The following is a 17,255-nucleotide window of genomic DNA, read 5'->3' on the forward strand; positions in this document are numbered from 1 at the left end:
CATGGAACATTATTTATCATTATTGATCCGCTCGATCTTTATCGAGAATATGGCTCTCACCCTCTTCTTGGGGATGTGTACTTTCTTGGCGGTATCGAAGAAGGTAAAAACCTCAATGGGATTAGGCGTAGCAGTAATTGTGGTACTCGGGATCTCGGTTCCTGTTAACCAATTAATTTACGTTAATATCCTCGCTCCAGGTGCGTTAGCGTGGGCTGGTTTTCCTGAAGCTGATTTAAGCTTCCTGAACTTTTTGACCTTTATCGGCGTAATCGCTGCATTGGTACAGATATTAGAAATGAGCTTGGATAAGTTCTTCCCAGCGTTATACAACGCACTGGGCATTTTCTTGCCATTGATTACGGTAAACTGTGCCATCTTCGGTGGTGTTGCATTTGCGGTTCAGCGCGAATACAACATGGCTGAAAGTGTGGTTTACGGATTAGGTAGCGGAATTGGTTGGGCGTTAGCGATTACCCTTCTTGCTGCGGTACGTGAGAAACTTAAATACGCAGATATGCCGGATGGCGTGCGTGGTTTAGGTTCGGTATTTATGATTGCAGGCCTAATGGCGTTAGGCTTCCAGTCGTTCACTGGTATCCAACTTTAATAAAGGCAGGTCAAAGGTATGAATCAAGTTGAAATTTACCTCGGCGTTGGCATGTTTATCGCCATCGTTCTCGCCTTGGTGTTTATTATTATGTTTGCCAAGTCAAAGCTAGTGCCTAGCGGTGACATAAAAATCATGGTGAATGATGATCCCGATAAGGTTATTACAGCCGAGCCGGGTGGTAAGTTATTAGGTGCGCTTGCAGATGCTGGAATTTTCGTTTCTAGTGCCTGTGGTGGTGGTGGCTCATGTGGTCAGTGCCGCGTTGATGTGAAAGAAGGTGGCGGTGAGATATTACCGACCGAGCTTGATCACATTACTAAAGGTGAAGCGCGTGAAGGGTGCCGTCTGTCGTGTCAGGTAGCGATTAAGCAAGACATGAAGATTGAGCTACCCGAAGAAGTCTTTGGGATCAAAAAATGGGATTGTGAAGTTATTTCTAATAATAACGAAGCGACCTTCATCAAAGAACTTAAATTGGCTATTCCAGATGGCGAGAGCGTTCCGTTCCGAGCTGGTGGTTACATTCAAATCGAGGCTCCACCGCATCATGTCAAATATAAAGATTTCGATATTCCTGCAGAATATCGTGGTGATTGGGAACGCTTTGGTTTCTTTGATATCGAATCAAAAGTGGATGAAGAAACCATCCGCGCCTATTCCATGGCCAACTACCCTGAGGAAGAAGGGATTATTATGTTGAACGTGCGTATTGCTACGCCGCCGCCTAATAATCTTAGTTTGCCAGCGGGTAAGATGAGTTCATTTATTTGGAGCTTGAAGCCAGGTGATAAGGTCACCATCTCTGGACCATTTGGTGAATTCTTTGCCAAAGAAACTGATGCTGAAATGGTGTTTGTTGGCGGCGGTGCTGGCATGGCGCCGATGCGTTCACACATTTTTGACCAGTTACGTCGTTTGCAGTCAAAACGTAAAATATCATTCTGGTATGGTGCCCGTTCATTGCGCGAAATGTTCTATGTAGAAGATTTCGACATGCTGCAAGAAGAGAACGACAACTTTAATTGGTATGTAGCCTTGTCTGATCCTCAGCCAGAAGACAACTGGGAAGGATACACGGGGTTCATTCACCAAGTATTGCTTGAGAATTATCTTAAGGATCACCCTGCACCAGAAGATTGTGAATTCTACATGTGTGGTCCACCGATGATGAACGCTGCCGTGATCAATATGCTTAAAGATCTCGGTGTTGAAGATGAAAACATCATGTTGGATGACTTTGGTGGCTAAAAAGCCATTGAATGTAAATGCATAAAGGGGGCGATATCGCCCTCTTTTTTTAGGAATTTCATGAAACTACTCCATACAACTCTGATTCTTTTGACGGTAGTGGTGCTTGCCGCCTGTGCACCGCAGCCTGAGCAAGACATTCACTTGCAAGGCCAGACAATGGGGACGACGTACAACGTTAAGTTCCCACCACGTGAGAACTTGGATACTGACGCATTACACGCCGAAATTGATGAGCTCTTGGTTACAGTAAATAAGTTGATGTCCACGTATGATCCTGAGTCAGAATTATCCCGCTTTAACCAGCACGAGAGTAACCAACCATTTACTATTTCACCTCAGACTCAGTTGGTAATTGCTGAAGCATTGCGATTGGGCGAGTTAACTCAGGGGGCTCTGGATGTAACGATTGGTCCGGTTGTTAACTTATGGGGGTTTGGGCCACAAATGCGCCCTGAACAGGTACCTTCTGTAGAAGCGATCGAAAGTGCGCGTGAAACAACGGGTTTAGATAAATTACGCTTAGCAGATAATGCAGTGATCAAATATCATCCAGACCTCTATGTCGACTTGAGTACCATCGCGAAAGGATACGGTGTCGACGCCGTTGCTGAATTGCTACAAGCCAAAGGTCTGAATGATTATTTGGTTGAAATTGGTGGTGAAATGCGCGTTTCGGGGCAAAAAATCAGCGGGCAAACGTGGCGAATAGCCATTGAAAAGCCGGTCAGCCAACAACGCGCACTGCAAAAAGTCATTTTAATTGGTAACAACGGCATAGCCACGTCAGGTGATTATCGTAATTATTATGAGCATGATGGGGTGCGTTATTCCCATTTAATCGATCCCTCGACGGGCTATCCCATACAGCATAACTTAGTGTCCGTAACGGTGGTACATCCTTCAGCGATGACTGCCGATGGTTTAGCGACTGCACTTGCCGTTATGGGGGCTGAAAAGGCCAAAGCTTTGGCTGAATTAAACGACTGGGCGGTGATTTTAATCACTAAAGAACAAGATGCATTTATCGAATGGACATCAAGTGGATTTGACCAGCGTGTAACTGTGGTCAATTCAGACCAGTAACTACAGAGTATTTAAGTATTATGAGCACGTTTATCTTGGCATTTTTCTTTTTTCTCGCGATGGTCGCGGCTATGGCCATTGGCTATATGGTACAGCGCAAAACGATATCCGGAAGTTGCGGAGGGCTCGGTGCATTGGGCGTTGATAAAGCCTGTGATTGCCCTGAACCCTGTGACCGCAAAAAAGCACGGATGGAAAAGGAAGCCGCTCGGCAGAAAAAGTTGGCCGAGTGGGAAAAAAATAAAATCATATAGAGAGGCATTGAGTGGCGACTGTAACGCCGCTCAGTAAGTTGCCTTTTAAACCAACTGATACCGTTACGTTCGAAATAAAAAACGGCTGGTGACCAGTGTTGCTTGTGTTGGTTTTTTGAATAATTGAGTCTGCAGCCGCCGATACTAGGCGGTTGACATTTAATACCGTCGCCCATTAAAAACGTACAAAAATCAACCAGTTGATCGTCAGCTTTTTTTACGCTTTCCTTTTCTCTCTTAGCTAACAATCACCAATCCACTGTTTTATAGCGCTTTTTTACACAGGCGCAATTCTTGCTTAATCGGCGCCACGCTTTCGTAGAAAGTCTTTGATCATTAAATCGTAATATAAACGCTGTAAAAAAATGTCGGCCTACCGACACATAACCCTCAAGGAGTTTACATGAAATTGGCACACACGGCCTGGCTGGCGCTATTTAGCTCTTCAGCTGTATTGGCGACAGACGTGTTTATTAACGAAATCCACTACGATAATGCGGGTGGTGATACTGGAGAAGGTATCGAAATTGCAGGTCCTGCTGGCACTGATTTAAGCGGTATGACACTAGCATTGTATAACGGTTCGAGCAGCCAATTGAATGTTTACAGAACAGTTGATTTGAGCGGTGTAATCCCAAATCAACAAGATGGTTATGGTACGGTAGCATTTGCGATATCTGGTATCCAAAATGGATCACCAGACGGTTTCGCTTTAATCGACAACACCGGCGCGGTCAGTCAATTCTTAAGTTATGAAGGCTCTTTTACAGCGGCGAGCGGCCCAGCAGCTGGCATGACAAGTACTGACATTGGTGTAGCAGAAACTAGCTCAACACCAGAGGGATTCTCGTTACAACTCGTCGGTACCGGTAGCGAGTACGACGATTTCGTGTGGCAAGCACCAGCGGCTGAATCGTTTGGTGACATTAATACCGACCAAATCTTTGGCGGTGGTGGCCCAGCAGTAGACACTGCACCGATAGTTATTAGTACTGCTCCTGCAAACAACACAGGCGCTGTAGCGTTAAACGCAAACATCGAAATTAGTTTTAGCGAATCAGTTAATGTTCAAGGTAACTGGTTCTCGATAGATTGTTCACTCAGTGGTACGCAAAGTGCTTCTGTTGAAGGCGGTCCGCAACATTTCACTTTGGTTCTCGATAACGATTTACAGGCCAATGAAGTTTGTGACGTAAATGTTGTTGCAACCCTTGTCAATGACTTGGATTTAAATGATGGTCCAGACTTCATGGAAGGTGACTACGCATTCCGCTTCGGAACGCAGGTGGACTCACCCATTCGCATTAACGAAGTTGATGCTGATTCTGCTGGTTCAGATACATTAGAATTCATTGAGCTATATGATGGTGGTGTAGGTAACACGTCTTTGGACGGTTTAGTTGTGGTTTTGTTCAATGGCTCAGATGATGCGTCTTATGGCAACGCGATTGACCTAGATGGCTACACCACGGATCAAGATGGCTTTTTCCTTATCGGTAATCCAGCTGTTACACCTGTGCCGAGTATTGTTGTTCCAAATAACACATTACAGAATGGTGCGGATGCAGTAGCCATATTCGCTGGCAATGCGGCTGATTTTGGTAATGATACGCCAGTAACTGGCATTAGCTTAGTAGATGCATTGGTGTATGACACTTTTGACTCAGATGATGTTGGTTTGTTAGCGGTACTGACGCCAGGACAAACTCAGCAGAACGAAGGTGGAGCAGGTGATAAAGATAATCACGCAAACGCGCGTGTGCCTGATGGCGGAGCTGCGCTTGATACCTCTAATTATCTGCAACAAACGGCGACTCCGGGTGTAAGCAACGTACCTGTGGTTGAAATCTTTGATATTCAGAGTGCGGGCATGCAATCGCCGTTTGAAGGTGGTTTTGTTAAGTCATTGGGTAACATCGTTACTGCTATTGATAGCAACGGGTTCTTCATGCAAACACCGGTTTCTCGCAGCGATAATGATGTGGAAACGTCAGATGGTATTTTCGTATTCACGGGGTCTGCACCGAGCGTAATGGTTGGCGATGAGGTTAACGTTGTTGGTCAAGTCATCGAGTTCTTTGACTTTACTGAGTTCAGTAATGGTACTCAGGTTACCGTTGTCAGCAATGGTAATGCCTTACCTCCAGTTGTTGAGTTCGATGAAAACACACCTTCACGAGTTCAGCCTCAACCTGAAAATGAAATGGAACGATTCGAAGGTATGATTGTTAGTTTCGACGGAATTGCCTCTGCTGCAACAGATCGCTTCGGCGATACTGCGGTAGTAGTTGGAGAGACGCGTGCATTCCGTGAGCCGGGCATCGAATATCCAGGAATTGCGGGCTTACCGGTATGGGACGGCAATCCAGAAATCTTCGAACTAAACCCAGATGGTTTACTGTTAGCGAATCAAAGCTTGTTTGCTGGTCAGCGTGTATCTGCAACCGGTCCTCTCGGTTATTCTTTTGGTGATTATCAAGTTTGGCCAACGGAACTAACAATCGGTGAAACACCTGATCTTCTTGCGCCTGTTCGGACTAAAGCTGCCGGCGAAATGACAGTGGGTGCTTTGAATATGTTCCGTCCTTCACAAGTTGCGAACGTGTATGCTGAGCGTTTACGCAAGATTTCTCAATTTGTGCGTGAAGTTATGCATGCACCGGATATCCTTGCGGTCAGTGAAGTAGAAAGCCTGGAAGTATTAGCGACAATCGCTGAGCAAATTAATAATGATGACCCATCAATCAACTACACAGCTTACCTTGAAGAAGGTAATGATATTGGTGGTATCGATGTTGGTTTCTTAGTTCGCAGCTATGTCGAAATGGATGCTGTAGTACAGTATGGAAAAGACACTATCTTCGAATACGATGGCTCACTATTGAACGACCGCCCGCCACTATTGTTTAAAGGTCGTGTAGTTGAAAATGGTAGTGATTTCCCAATACAGGTACTGGTTGTACATAACCGCTCCCTGAGTCGTGTAGATAGCAGTGATCGCGTGCGCAACAAGCGTTTGCAACAGGCTCAATTCGTGGCTGAAATCGTACAAGATATTCAGACCAATGAACCGGATGTAAACTTAGTTGTTACTGGCGATTTTAATGCTTATCAATTCACTGACGGCTACGTCGATGTCGTCGGGCATATTGCGGGCACTGCGGTAGCAACTGATAACTTGTTGTGGCAGTCAAGCCCAGTATTCCCAGTGTTGACCAATCAAGTGAATGAAATCGCTGCCGATGAGCAGTATTCATTCGTGTTTGGTGGCAGTGCACAGGTTCTGGATCATGCGTTGACTACCGCAAACCTGAGTCGTTTAGTGACTGACTTTGAGTATGCACGTGGGAACTCTGATTCTCCGGCGAACCTGGTCAACAATGACGCAAATGCGTTACGCGCGTCAGACCACGATGGCTTGGTTTTGTTTGTTCAAATGGATTCGGATAATGACAATATTATCGATGCCTTGGATATGTGTGCTGCAACGTCAGTGCCGGAAACCGCGCCTGAAAAAGGCATCAAGCCAAACCATTTCGCGTTACTCGATGGCGATATTTGGTTTGACACTGCAGGAAAAGCCAAAGAAAGCTTTAGTCTTGTTGATACTGCGGGCTGCTCATGCGAACAGATCGTAGAACAACAAGGATTGGGTAAGGGGCACTTAAAACATGGCTGTAGCGTTGGCGTTATGAAGAATTGGGTTGAGATGGTTACTCAACCGTAAGTAAACGCTAATGTTGTACCTCTATATCTTAGCTAAATAAATAGCTGAGTTACGCAAAAGCCCGGCAGTGAAGAACTTCATTGTCGGGTTTTTTGTTTTGCAATTTTACGACAAAAAATGCATCATACTGTTTATTTATACAGCTCGGTGGGCGCATGCGCAAAATCATTCATGTTGATATGGATTGTTTTTATGCCGCTGTTGAAATGCGTGATAACCCAGCGCTAACAAATATTCCAATCGCCATTGGCGGCAGTTCTGATCGTCGCGGCGTGATCAGTACGTGTAATTACCCAGCTCGCCAATACGGCGTGCGTTCGGCGATGCCAACAGCCCATGCCATGCGTTTGTGTCCTGACTTAACATTGATTAAAGGGCGCATGGACGTTTATGTCAGTGTGTCTAAGCAGATCCGTGAAATATTTTTACAATATACCGACACGATTGAGCCATTAAGCTTGGATGAGGCCTATCTTGACGTCAGCGATTGTCAATTATTCAACGGCAGCGCCACGTTAATTGCAGAAGACATCCGTCGGCGTATTCAGCAAGAAATTGGCCTGACGGCATCGGCCGGTGTAGCGCCGCTTAAGTTTGTCGCAAAGATTGCCAGTGATGAGAATAAACCCAACGGTCTCTGCGTAGTAACGCCGGATAAATTAGATGAATTTGTGCGTCAACTACCCCTGCGTAAGATCCCTGGTGTGGGTAAGGTCACTATCGAGAAACTGCATCGGCTTGGTTTATATACCTGCGAAGATGTCCGTAAATATCCACTCGACCGGTTAGTGAAGCAGTTTGGTAAGTTTGGTCCCGTATTATGGAAGCGCAGTCATGCTATTGATGATCGCGATCTTACCGTTGAACGGCAACGCAAATCCGTAGGGGTTGAACGCACGCTACCCTCGGATATTACATCTTTAGAAGAGTGCCAAGAAGTCAGCCAGCGGTTGTATGAGAGTTTAATCAAGCGACTATCTAATGGTGGTGCAACAAAAATTGCATCGCAAGGTGTTAAGCTCAAGTTTGCTGATTTTCAACAAACCACAGTAGAGCATCGAATGACGGTTTTACAAGCCGATTACTTTGATGTGCTTTTGCGTGAAGCGTTTAGCCGAGCACAAGGTAGAGGGATCCGTTTAGTGGGTTTACATGTTGGCTTGCCAACAAATCATTCCATGCGACAAATGGATTTACCACTGGAACAACTTGAGTTTGCTGCCGAACCACAGGCACAATACCGAGTCCGTTAATCAAATTGAGAAAGCTAATGCCTGCACCGCACGTTATAGCAGTTGAAACCTTCGCCCACCATGGAACAGTTGCCGAGTTTGATGCTTTGGTGGTGTTATCAGATTCCTTGTCGGCAATCGCCGACCAAGCAATTGTCGAAGCTTTGGTCGCGCACCAAACCATTGATGGGCGGGTGGGTAAAGAGCTCGTTGTCGTGCCTTGTGCTGAAGCACCAGCGCAGCGCCTGATCCATATTCCCACTGGCGAACTCACGCATTATTACGATGATGTGCGGCGTATTTTTGATGCCGCGCGAAAAGCTGCTGATACCTTACTTGCGGCAGGCGCTCAAAAGCCACTAGTGATGGTTAATTTAGCGCAAAAGGCGAATCAGTTTAGCAAAGCAAAAGAAGCATCATACTTAGGGCTTTGCCAAGGCTTGTGGCAGCCATTAGAAGCGCGCGAGGCGCAATTAGAAAGTGAGTTAGAGCCGATTTCTGCTATAGGGATCGTGGGTGTAAACGCCGCGCAAGCTGAGCAATTGTATGCGCTTGAATTGGGTAAACGTTTGGCGCGTGACCTCTGTGGTACTGAGCCTGAGCGCATGGCCCCGCCAGCATTTGCCGACTACTGTGTCGAAGCATTTAAAGATACAGCGGTAAAAGTCGAAGTCATTGCTGACGATAGTGTTTTACGCAAAGAGTACCCATTATTACACGCTGTCGCTCGCGCATCGGTCCCCGTTGAGCGTCATCAACCCCGCGTAGTGCGCTTAACCTATGACGGTTCAGGATTAACCCAGAAAAGCCTGTTTTTAGCCGGCAAAGGCATTACCTTTGACACTGGTGGCGCCGATCTCAAAGTTGGCGGTCACATGGCTGGAATGAGCAGAGACAAAGGCGGTGCTGCATCTGTCGCGGGTTTTATGCGTACGTTGGCTGAGGTTAAACCGGAAAACTTAAAAGTGGTCGCAGAACTAGGCGTAGTGCGAAACAGTATTGGTGATGATGCGTTCGTGCCGGATGAAATTATCCGCGGTCATGCGGGCGTGCGAGTGCGCGTCGGAAATACTGATGCTGAAGGGCGTATGGTACTTGCTGATGTATTATCACACTTGCGCGAGTTAGCATTAGCCGAACCGCAGCAAACCCAGCCTGAATTGTTCTCGGTTGCCACGTTAACCGGGCATGCTGCCATTGCGCTTGGGCCGTATACCGGCTATGTGCAGAACGGCTGCGCAGAGTCACGTCAGGTAGCGAAGCATATTATTGCTAACGGTGAATTGTGGGGTGACTGTGGTGAGATTTCGCGCAGTCGCCGCGAAGATTACGCGTTTATTGCGCCGCGCAGCAAAGCTGATGACGTGTTGTCATCAAATAATGCGCCGTCTGTGTCTACTATGCGCGGACACCAGTTCCCGATGGCGTTTTTAGCCATCGCTTCTGGACTGGTCCAGCATGACGTAGATTGCACTGAACCCTTGGCCTACACCCATGTGGATATTGCCGGTAGTGGCGTTGAGAACAGTGACTGGCAGCATGGCAAGCCAACCGCAGCCGCGCTTACTGCTTTAGTTTCCACATATGCATTTAGTGGGAAAGGGCACTAGTTTGCCTGCTCAAGTATGGTTGCTAGCCTGTATTCAAGCCCTAGCTATGAGCGCCGGTGCTACGGTGGTGCTGGTAGGTGGTATCGTCGGTGCCCGTCTGGCACCAAATGAGGCGCTTGCGACCTTACCAGTAGCCCTAATGATTGTAGGGACTGCGTGCGGGGTACTACCGGTCACCCGCGCTATGCACCGTTGGGGGCGACGTTTAGTTTTTATCAGTGCCGCTTTGGTGGCAGCAATAGCTGCAGTTATCGCGATGGTAGCCACATTACAGCAAAGTTTTTACGGATTCTTGTTTAGTACTTTTGCTCTTGGACTTTGTGTGGCCGCTTTTCAACAAACGCGCTTCGCTGCGATAGAATCAGTGCCCAGCGAGTTGGCGGCAAAAGCGACCTCGACCGTGTTACTTGGTGGTTTGGTAGCGGCGATTGTTGGGCCAGAACTGGCCACCATAGGTGAACCACTTTTGGCGCAACCTTTCGCGGGAAGTTTTTTGCTGGTCGCCAGTGTTATGCTAATTTGTACGCTGCTGTTCACGCGCATGGACCGAACCCCTTCATTACACGGCAGTACACCGAGTATTGTTGTCCCCAAACGGCAGTTGTTTAGTCAACCACAATTTATTATTGCAGTGGCGACTTCGGTCACTGGGTTTGCCTTGATGAGTTTTATTATGACGGCAACCCCAGTGCACATGCATGTTGTTGAGACCTACAGTTTGGAACAGACTAAGTGGGTGATCCAATCGCATATCCTGGCGATGTATTTACCCTCTTTTATCAGTGCGTGGTTGATTACGCGCCTCGGCCTAAAAGGGGTCATCGCAACCGGGATTGTGATTTATCTGATTACCATCGGTGTTGGTTATATTGGCGGACACTTTGTGCAGTACTGGTTAGCTTTGGTATTGCTGGGCTTAGGATGGAACCTACTATTTCTGGCCGGAACTTTATTACTTGCTAGCAGTCATTCAAGTGAGCAACGTTTTACTGCACAAGGAGCCCATGATTTTGCCGTTTTTGCCGGGCAAGCGTTGGCTGCGCTCAGCGCAGGGGCTTTGCTCGCGATTTTTAACTGGCAAGGCTTAATGCAAATTAGTTTAGTGATTATCGTCGGCTACTTGTTGTTACTCAGTTGGCAATATCGACGTGTAAAGGAGCAACCTAATGTCACTTAAACCGGGGCGCTATCGGCATTATAAAGGCAATGACTATCAGGTTATTGATGTCGCCACGCATTCCGAAGACGGCTCAAAACTTGTAGTCTATCGTCCATTATATGGTGAAGGTAAACTTTGGGTTAGACCGCTAACGATGTTTCAAGAAACTTTAGATGTTGAAGGTGAGGCGGTGCCACGATTTCGCTTTATCAGTGCGGAATAAAAAGCGAGGCACAGAGGCCTCGCTGACTTGACGGCAGACGTATCGTCTTAGAAGCGGAAATTAATACCCGCTTTGTAAATACGACCTAGCGTGTCGTAGTTACTCGGGAAGGTGTTACCTGAGTTGGAGCTGGTATCACCGATTTGATTGCCTAACGCTGGTGGATCATCGTCAAAGAGGTTATCCACGCCCGCAGTTAGCGTTATGTAATCATTGATTTGGTAACTACCAAATAGGTCAATGTAATCATAAGCATCAATGCTGCGGAATTCTTCAAAGCGTAATGAACTTTCTGGCGGCTCAACATCTACAGAACTAATGTGGCGCCACTGCACAGACAAGGTCAGATCGTCATATGTCCATGTTGTGCGCTGCACCCAACGTAGATCCGACAGCGGATCACAACTGGTTCCATAATATCCTTTACAGTCGAGCACTGGCACTGTCGCAGAGCTTTGCGACTCCTGAGACAAGTACTTGTTGATGTTCCCCGATAACCTTAGGCTGCCCATATCATCCAAATCAAATGACATGTTAAATGCAATCTCAACGCCTTCGGCTTCGAGATAACTAAGATTAGTCGTAAACAAGTTCACACCAGCCGCAGAACCGGTCAGGTCGCCACCCACGCGGTTGATCTTCGCGCAGTCTTCAGTCAGTCCATTGGTATAACATGAATCTAGCACTTCTTGTGCGCTGAAGTTGCCAATGATGTCTTGGATATCGATTTTGTAATAATCTGCTGAGATAACAAAGCTGTCAAAACCATTGAATTCTGGCGTCCAGACGAACCCAGCAGTAGTCGTGTCAGCTTCCTCTGGTCCAGGTGGGTTGTCAGGGTCACTACCGGCAAAGGTATTAATTTGGCCGGCGATAATGTCAGGAATTACACCCACTTGCGCCGCCGACATCCCCGTAGAAATACACAGTTGACGGAGACGGTCATCAATATTGCCAGCATTGGCTACGGAACATGGATCTTGCGTCGCGTTACTGAGTCCCGAGGTGACCGGTGACGCGAGTTCACCTACATTGGGCGCGCGGTTAGCGCGTTGCTGCATAACTCGCACCATAAACGATTCAACTGGGCGCCAGTTAAAACCTACTTTCCAAGAGTCGGTTTTGCCGATGGTATTGTAATCCGATGTGCGATAACCAAACTCAAGATCCATTCGGTCTGCAAACGCTTGGCCGTCGAATATCGGCAAGATACCTTCAAAGAAGAAATCGTTGACTGTATATCCACCGCGGATAGGTAACAAGTTTCCACCAGCGCCGCCTTGGCAGCTCGCAGGGGATTGTTTTAAGCACTCATCGGGCTCAAGAATACCGGTTTCTTTACGATATTCGAAACCAAAACTCATGGCCAGTGGGCCGCTCGCTGTGGGTAGTTCAATTGCGTCGACGGGGCCGGTGAACAACAGGGTAGCGATGGTTTGCTCATACTTTTGTTGTTGTAGTGCAATTGCTCGCGCATAACCGGCCATCGACTCGGTGATCGTGCCAAGTCCGCCAAATAAGTCGATAGGTACACAGGTACCACCCACTGCACAGGTTACACCGTCGCGCGAATCCAAAGCGTTTTGGATGTTGGGCAAGTTTGTGTATCCGTCACGCACAGTGGTTCGATTTGACTCTCCATACTGAAATGATGCGTCATATTCCCAATCACCCAAGAAAGCGCCATTTACGCCAGCATTAATCTGCCAGATATCTGAATCATAGCGCTCGGTACGTGGCCCTAATTCCAGGGTGCGGCGGCGCAGGCGCACGGTCAAGCTATCTTCTGAGTCAACCACGCCATTGGCATTCGTGTCGGTCCAACTGCCGCCATTTACGAGTGAGCCATCAGCTACCGCAGCATTGGCCCCATCAATCATAAAGCCTAATGCTTGATCACTGATGAAAGGGTTATACAACGGCAATACAAAGCTTGCACCAAAAGTTCCAGAAGGGGCGACTTGCTGTGTAACCGACGTATTTGAGTAGTTAAACCGAGCATATACGTTGGCATATTCATTGATTTCATAATTGGCCAATGCCGTTGCCGAATAGCGTTGTGCCGGCGTTTGGTAATAGTTAAAGGGGTTAAAGTTGAAGCGACTGCATTGCTCACCCAGGGTGCGGTCGTTTCTAAATTGCCCAGTCACATTGGTACCAATTAGCTCGAAACGCGTAGGTATTGCGGTCGTTGAACCACTACCGTTCACAAAGTCTACAACATTTGGACCATCACAGCCTGCCGGTGGTGCCGCCGGTGGCTCTCCCGCCAGAAATTCGGCATAACCGGCGCCCGAGTTAGAGTTAATACCTAATAAGCCCAAAGGCCGCTGCCCCAGCCTTACAGCATCGCGCTCCATCCAACTCAAACTGACGACCGCATTCCCGCGGCCATCATCTAAATTAGAGCCTACGGTAAGTGAAATGCTGTCTTGATCACCATCATTTTCGCCTGTCTCGTTATGATTCATGTCGAAGGCGACACCTTCAAAATTATCTTTGAGGATAACGTTGACTGCACCTGCAATCGCATCCGAGCCATACACTGCTGATGCACCACCGGTAACCACATCGATTCGCTCTATAAGTGCGGTGGGGATAGTTGCGGTATCAACAGCACCGTTGAAGTTAAATGGAACCATGCGCTTACCGTCCATCAGGACCAGGTTACGTTGTGCGCCTAGACCGCGCAGGTCGATTGTTGCAGCACCGGCGGTCCCGTTGTTAACGTTACTGCCATCTGCGGGGATTGTTGCTGGCAAGCTGCGCACTATCCGCTCAAATTCTGGTGTTTGTAAGTAACCTATTTCCTCTTCACCTATCGAAATAATTGGACTCGATGACTCAACGCCCGGTGCTCGGATACGGCTACCTGTGACCGAGATTACTTCAACATCAGCGGTATCATCCTTGTTGTTTGGCTCGCTTTGTTGCGCGCTGGCCGCGTGCGCGAGCAACAAGGATGTTGTCGCGCCAGCGACACACGCAATTTTCACTGCGCGTGCGATTTTTGAATTTGCAAACATTATGTTGTCTCCCTGCTTCGCCGCTTCGATTAGGAAACAACGAAGAGTTGTGTGTTTTAAGATAACCCTGTTGTTATCTGCGCTATACGCTATGCCCACGCGACTATTTGCTCCATAGGGCTTCCACCAAGTGCGACTTCTAAGTGATAAATCGCCTAAATAAATGGATAAATGGGGGATTAATTCTTTTGATATGGCGTATGATTGAATTACACGAAATATTTATCACCAATAATGCGTTGAACAGGGGTGGGTTATTTCAAATTCTCGCGGTGAGCATTCAATATCTATTCAAAGTCGTTGGTTCTGGCTGGCGAATATTTTTATTTGGTTAAGTTTTTTGACCTTCTTTTCCTTTGCCCAATCGCGTAATGCTAAAGCTATAGAACTCGCAATCAGTTGGTGGGATTACTGGGTTATGATGGCACCGTGGTTTCTAAACTTCATTTGGGTAACGCCCGCGGTTTTTGTGGTTATTCACACCACGCTTGAGAAAAATGAACAGAATAAATGGCGCAAGTTTTGGCCCGCAGCAATGGCATCTCTTGGTGTGTTGTTTTGTTATTGGACTCTTAGTTTAATCATGCAGCTGATTATTCGCGACCAATCGTTTGCTGATTTCCAGCAACGTTTATATGGCGTGATCATGTCCACGGGGGTTATTGATATTGTTATTTACGCCGCGATCCTGTGGGCCGCAGTTGGGGGGCACTACTACCATAAGTCGATGCAGCAACGGGTGCTGTTCAATAAAATGCAGCAACAATTAGTGGCCGAGCAACTTAAGGCCTTGCGATCGCAACTTAACCCCCACTTTTTGTTTAATACGCTTAATACGGTGAGCAGTTTGGTGCGTTTAGATGAAAAAGACAAAGCGATAAACGCATTGTCTGAATTAAGCACCATGCTGCGCATGTCATTGGATACCAAGCAAGACGAAATCATCACATTGCGCCAAGAGATGCAGTTTATTCATAGTTATTTAGCGATCCAAAAATTGCGTTTTGCTGAGAAACTTAAAATTCAAACCGAAGTGGATGATGATTGCTTGAATGTTTCTATTCCTAACATGTTGTTACAACCTTTAGTTGAAAATGCAGTGCAACATGGGGCTCAATTAGCTGGGCAAGCTAATGAAATAACGTTGAGTATCCGCCAGCAAGACGGTGCATTAGAGATTTATCTGACCAACCATGTCGATGAAAATAATTCTGAATCTGGTTTTGGCATTGGCTTATCGAATACACAAGAGCGACTGAAGCGATTATACAAATCATTCCGTTTGGAGTTGACGCCGCTCAACAATGGAATTTTTCAGACACTGCTGAGTTTACCCATCACGCATGTAGGGAGGGAATCATGATTAATGTACTGGTTGTTGATGATGAGCCATTGGCGCGGCAAGCCGTTGTTGGGCTGCTATCTGAATGTGCCCCCATTGGACATATATTTCAGGCAAGCTCTGGCAGTGAAGCCCTCTTAGTTGCGGCCCAGCATGAGGTTCATTTAGCCTTTCTTGATATGCAGATGCCGGGGATGACTGGAATTGCGCTGGCACGTGAATTACCGAGTGATTGTGTGCGGATTTTTATTACTGCTTTTGACCAATTTGCGATTCCCACATTTGAAGTTGATGCACTAGATTACATTCTTAAGCCGTTTACCAACGATCGCTTCAAGCAAGCATTAGATAAGGCACTAAGTGCGCTGGCAGTCGATTTGACTGTTACGACAGTGGGTGAGTCGACGGTATCACATACCCCAGTTGCTGCGGTGGGTCATTATAAGACTCGGCTTGTGGTAAGGGATCCCGGACGCATACGATTAGTCGATGTCGCGACTATCAATTACATTACGGGTGCTGGAAATTATGCTGAGCTTCACCTTAATGACGGTAAAACCGTGTTGCACAGAGAGACTATGACTAACCTGGAGTCACAGTTAGATCCGGAACATTTTATTCGCATTCATCGTTCGTCTATCGTACGGCGAACTTACGTTGCTGAACTTAGGCCGAATGACAAAGGCGATTACACTGTAATTCTGTCAGAGGGTGAATTACTTACTTTGTCGCGACGCAATCGCGATAAAATCGAAGCTCTTACTGGCTAGGCGATAGCTAAATCGCTACTTTGTGTTAACAAAATGATCTATCCTTATCCGCTCTGCATAGTGAGTTAGTGAAATCTGCACAACTGACTGGATTAAGGAATTTGTATGAAATGTAGCAAGGTGTTGAGTTGTTTTATGGGACTACTGCTGTTGCCAAGTGCGGCAATAGCAGATGACCGTTTTGCCGGTGTTGAAATGGACGTTCAGGCATTGTCTGGCACAGTGCATATGATGGTAGGCTCCGGCGGCAATATAGGTGTTTCAGCAGGGCAAGATGGGATTTTGATTGTGGATGACCAATATGCTCCATTGGCTGAAAAGATCGCCGCTGCGCTACAAGGGTTAGGATCTGATAAGCCACGCTATGTGGTAAATACGCATTATCATGGCGACCATACTGGTTCCAATGCATTCTTTAGTGAGACTAAAGGAGCCACCATTTTCGCTCATGAGAATGTACGCATTCGCCTCGCATCCAGTGAGGATGTAAATGCAGCTGCGTTGCCGGTAGTGACCTACCAAGATGGGATTAAATTCCATTTTAACGATGAGACTATTCATGTTATTCATCTACCCGGCGGCCACACTGACGGTGACAGTATTGTGTGGTTTGAAGATTCCAATGTGCTGCACACCGGCGACTTATTTTTTAAAGACTGGTTCCCTTATATCGATCTAGGCGCGGGTGGCAGTGTTGCCGGTTACATCGCATCGGTGGCGCAAGTGTTGGATATGATTAATGATGATACTCAAATTATTCCTGGACACGGCGCGTTAGCAAATAAACAAGATCTCATGCGTTTCAAAGCAATGATCGAAGAAACATACGCCTACGTTCAGGCCCTTAAAGTGGCTGGTCAGAGCGAAGATGAAATCGTCGCGAAAGGTCTCGAGAGCCAATGGGAAAACTGGGCTTGGCGGTTTATTACCGAAGAGCGTTGGATCCGAACGTTATATAAATAGGT

13 protein-coding genes are annotated in these 17,255 nt (G+C 47.0%); 12 read left to right on the forward strand and 1 reads right to left on the reverse strand.

Annotated elements, in window-relative coordinates; translation table 11 throughout:
• The first annotated feature begins 1 nt into the window (after position 1).
• From nqrE to CSH92_RS13515, 9 genes are all read left to right on the forward strand, one after another.
• The gene (gene nqrE / locus CSH92_RS13475) at positions 2–610 is read left to right on the forward strand and encodes an NADH:ubiquinone reductase (Na(+)-transporting) subunit E (RefSeq protein ID WP_100658155.1); all 609 of its coding nucleotides are present in this window, start codon (positions 2–4) and stop codon (positions 608–610) included.
• 18 nt (positions 611–628) lie between these two features.
• Positions 629–1,861: an NADH:ubiquinone reductase (Na(+)-transporting) subunit F gene (gene nqrF / locus CSH92_RS13480; RefSeq protein ID WP_100658156.1), complete on the forward strand. Its 1,233-nt coding sequence runs from the start codon at positions 629–631 to the stop codon at positions 1,859–1,861.
• A 60-nt stretch (positions 1,862–1,921) separates the two neighbouring features.
• Complete coding sequence (locus tag CSH92_RS13485) at positions 1,922–2,947, forward strand: FAD:protein FMN transferase (RefSeq protein ID WP_100658157.1); 1,026 nt, start codon at positions 1,922–1,924, stop codon at positions 2,945–2,947.
• Between the two features lie 20 nt (positions 2,948–2,967).
• Positions 2,968–3,201: a (Na+)-NQR maturation NqrM gene (gene nqrM, locus CSH92_RS13490; RefSeq protein WP_100658158.1), complete on the forward strand. Its 234-nt coding sequence runs from the start codon at positions 2,968–2,970 to the stop codon at positions 3,199–3,201.
• Positions 3,202–3,604: 403 nt separating this feature from the next.
• Positions 3,605–6,928 (forward strand): Ig-like domain-containing protein, encoded by a 3,324-nt coding sequence (locus tag CSH92_RS13495; RefSeq protein WP_100658159.1) that lies wholly within the window; start codon positions 3,605–3,607, stop codon positions 6,926–6,928.
• Positions 6,929–7,083: 155 nt separating this feature from the next.
• Positions 7,084–8,181: a DNA polymerase IV gene (gene dinB / locus CSH92_RS13500; protein WP_100658160.1), complete on the forward strand. Its 1,098-nt coding sequence runs from the start codon at positions 7,084–7,086 to the stop codon at positions 8,179–8,181.
• 17 nt (positions 8,182–8,198) lie between these two features.
• Positions 8,199–9,770, forward strand: coding sequence for a M17 family metallopeptidase (locus tag CSH92_RS13505; protein WP_100658161.1), 1,572 nt, complete (start codon positions 8,199–8,201; stop codon positions 9,768–9,770).
• Position 9,771: 1 nt separating this feature from the next.
• Positions 9,772–10,947: an MFS transporter gene (locus CSH92_RS13510; protein ID WP_240612816.1), complete on the forward strand. Its 1,176-nt coding sequence runs from the start codon at positions 9,772–9,774 to the stop codon at positions 10,945–10,947.
• Positions 10,937–11,152 (forward strand): DUF1653 domain-containing protein, encoded by a 216-nt coding sequence (locus CSH92_RS13515; protein ID WP_100658163.1) that lies wholly within the window; start codon positions 10,937–10,939, stop codon positions 11,150–11,152. The genes CSH92_RS13510 and CSH92_RS13515 overlap by 11 nt, the downstream gene beginning before the upstream one ends.
• Positions 11,153–11,199: 47 nt before the next feature.
• Here the strand turns inward: CSH92_RS13515 and CSH92_RS13520 are convergent, their stop codons facing one another.
• Positions 11,200–14,178 (reverse strand): TonB-dependent receptor plug domain-containing protein, encoded by a 2,979-nt coding sequence (locus CSH92_RS13520; RefSeq protein ID WP_100658164.1) that lies wholly within the window; start codon positions 14,176–14,178, stop codon positions 11,200–11,202.
• A gap of 340 nt (positions 14,179–14,518) precedes the next feature.
• Here CSH92_RS13520 and CSH92_RS13525 point away from each other — a divergent pair, with 340 nt between their 5' ends.
• From CSH92_RS13525 to CSH92_RS13535, 3 genes are all read left to right on the forward strand, one after another.
• Complete coding sequence (locus CSH92_RS13525; protein WP_100658165.1) at positions 14,519–15,541, forward strand: sensor histidine kinase; 1,023 nt, start codon at positions 14,519–14,521, stop codon at positions 15,539–15,541.
• Positions 15,538–16,290, forward strand: a complete 753-nt coding sequence (locus CSH92_RS13530) for a LytR/AlgR family response regulator transcription factor (RefSeq protein WP_100658166.1) — start codon at positions 15,538–15,540, stop codon at positions 16,288–16,290. The genes CSH92_RS13525 and CSH92_RS13530 overlap by 4 nt, the downstream gene beginning before the upstream one ends.
• A 105-nt stretch (positions 16,291–16,395) precedes the next feature.
• Complete coding sequence (locus tag CSH92_RS13535) at positions 16,396–17,253, forward strand: MBL fold metallo-hydrolase (protein ID WP_100658167.1); 858 nt, start codon at positions 16,396–16,398, stop codon at positions 17,251–17,253.
• The last annotated feature ends 2 nt before the right edge of the window (positions 17,254–17,255 follow it).

Source organism: Neoalteromonas flava (assembly GCF_002807685.1).
In the GTDB taxonomy this organism is placed as follows: Bacteria; Pseudomonadota; Gammaproteobacteria; order Enterobacterales; family Alteromonadaceae; genus Alteromonas_E; species Alteromonas_E flava.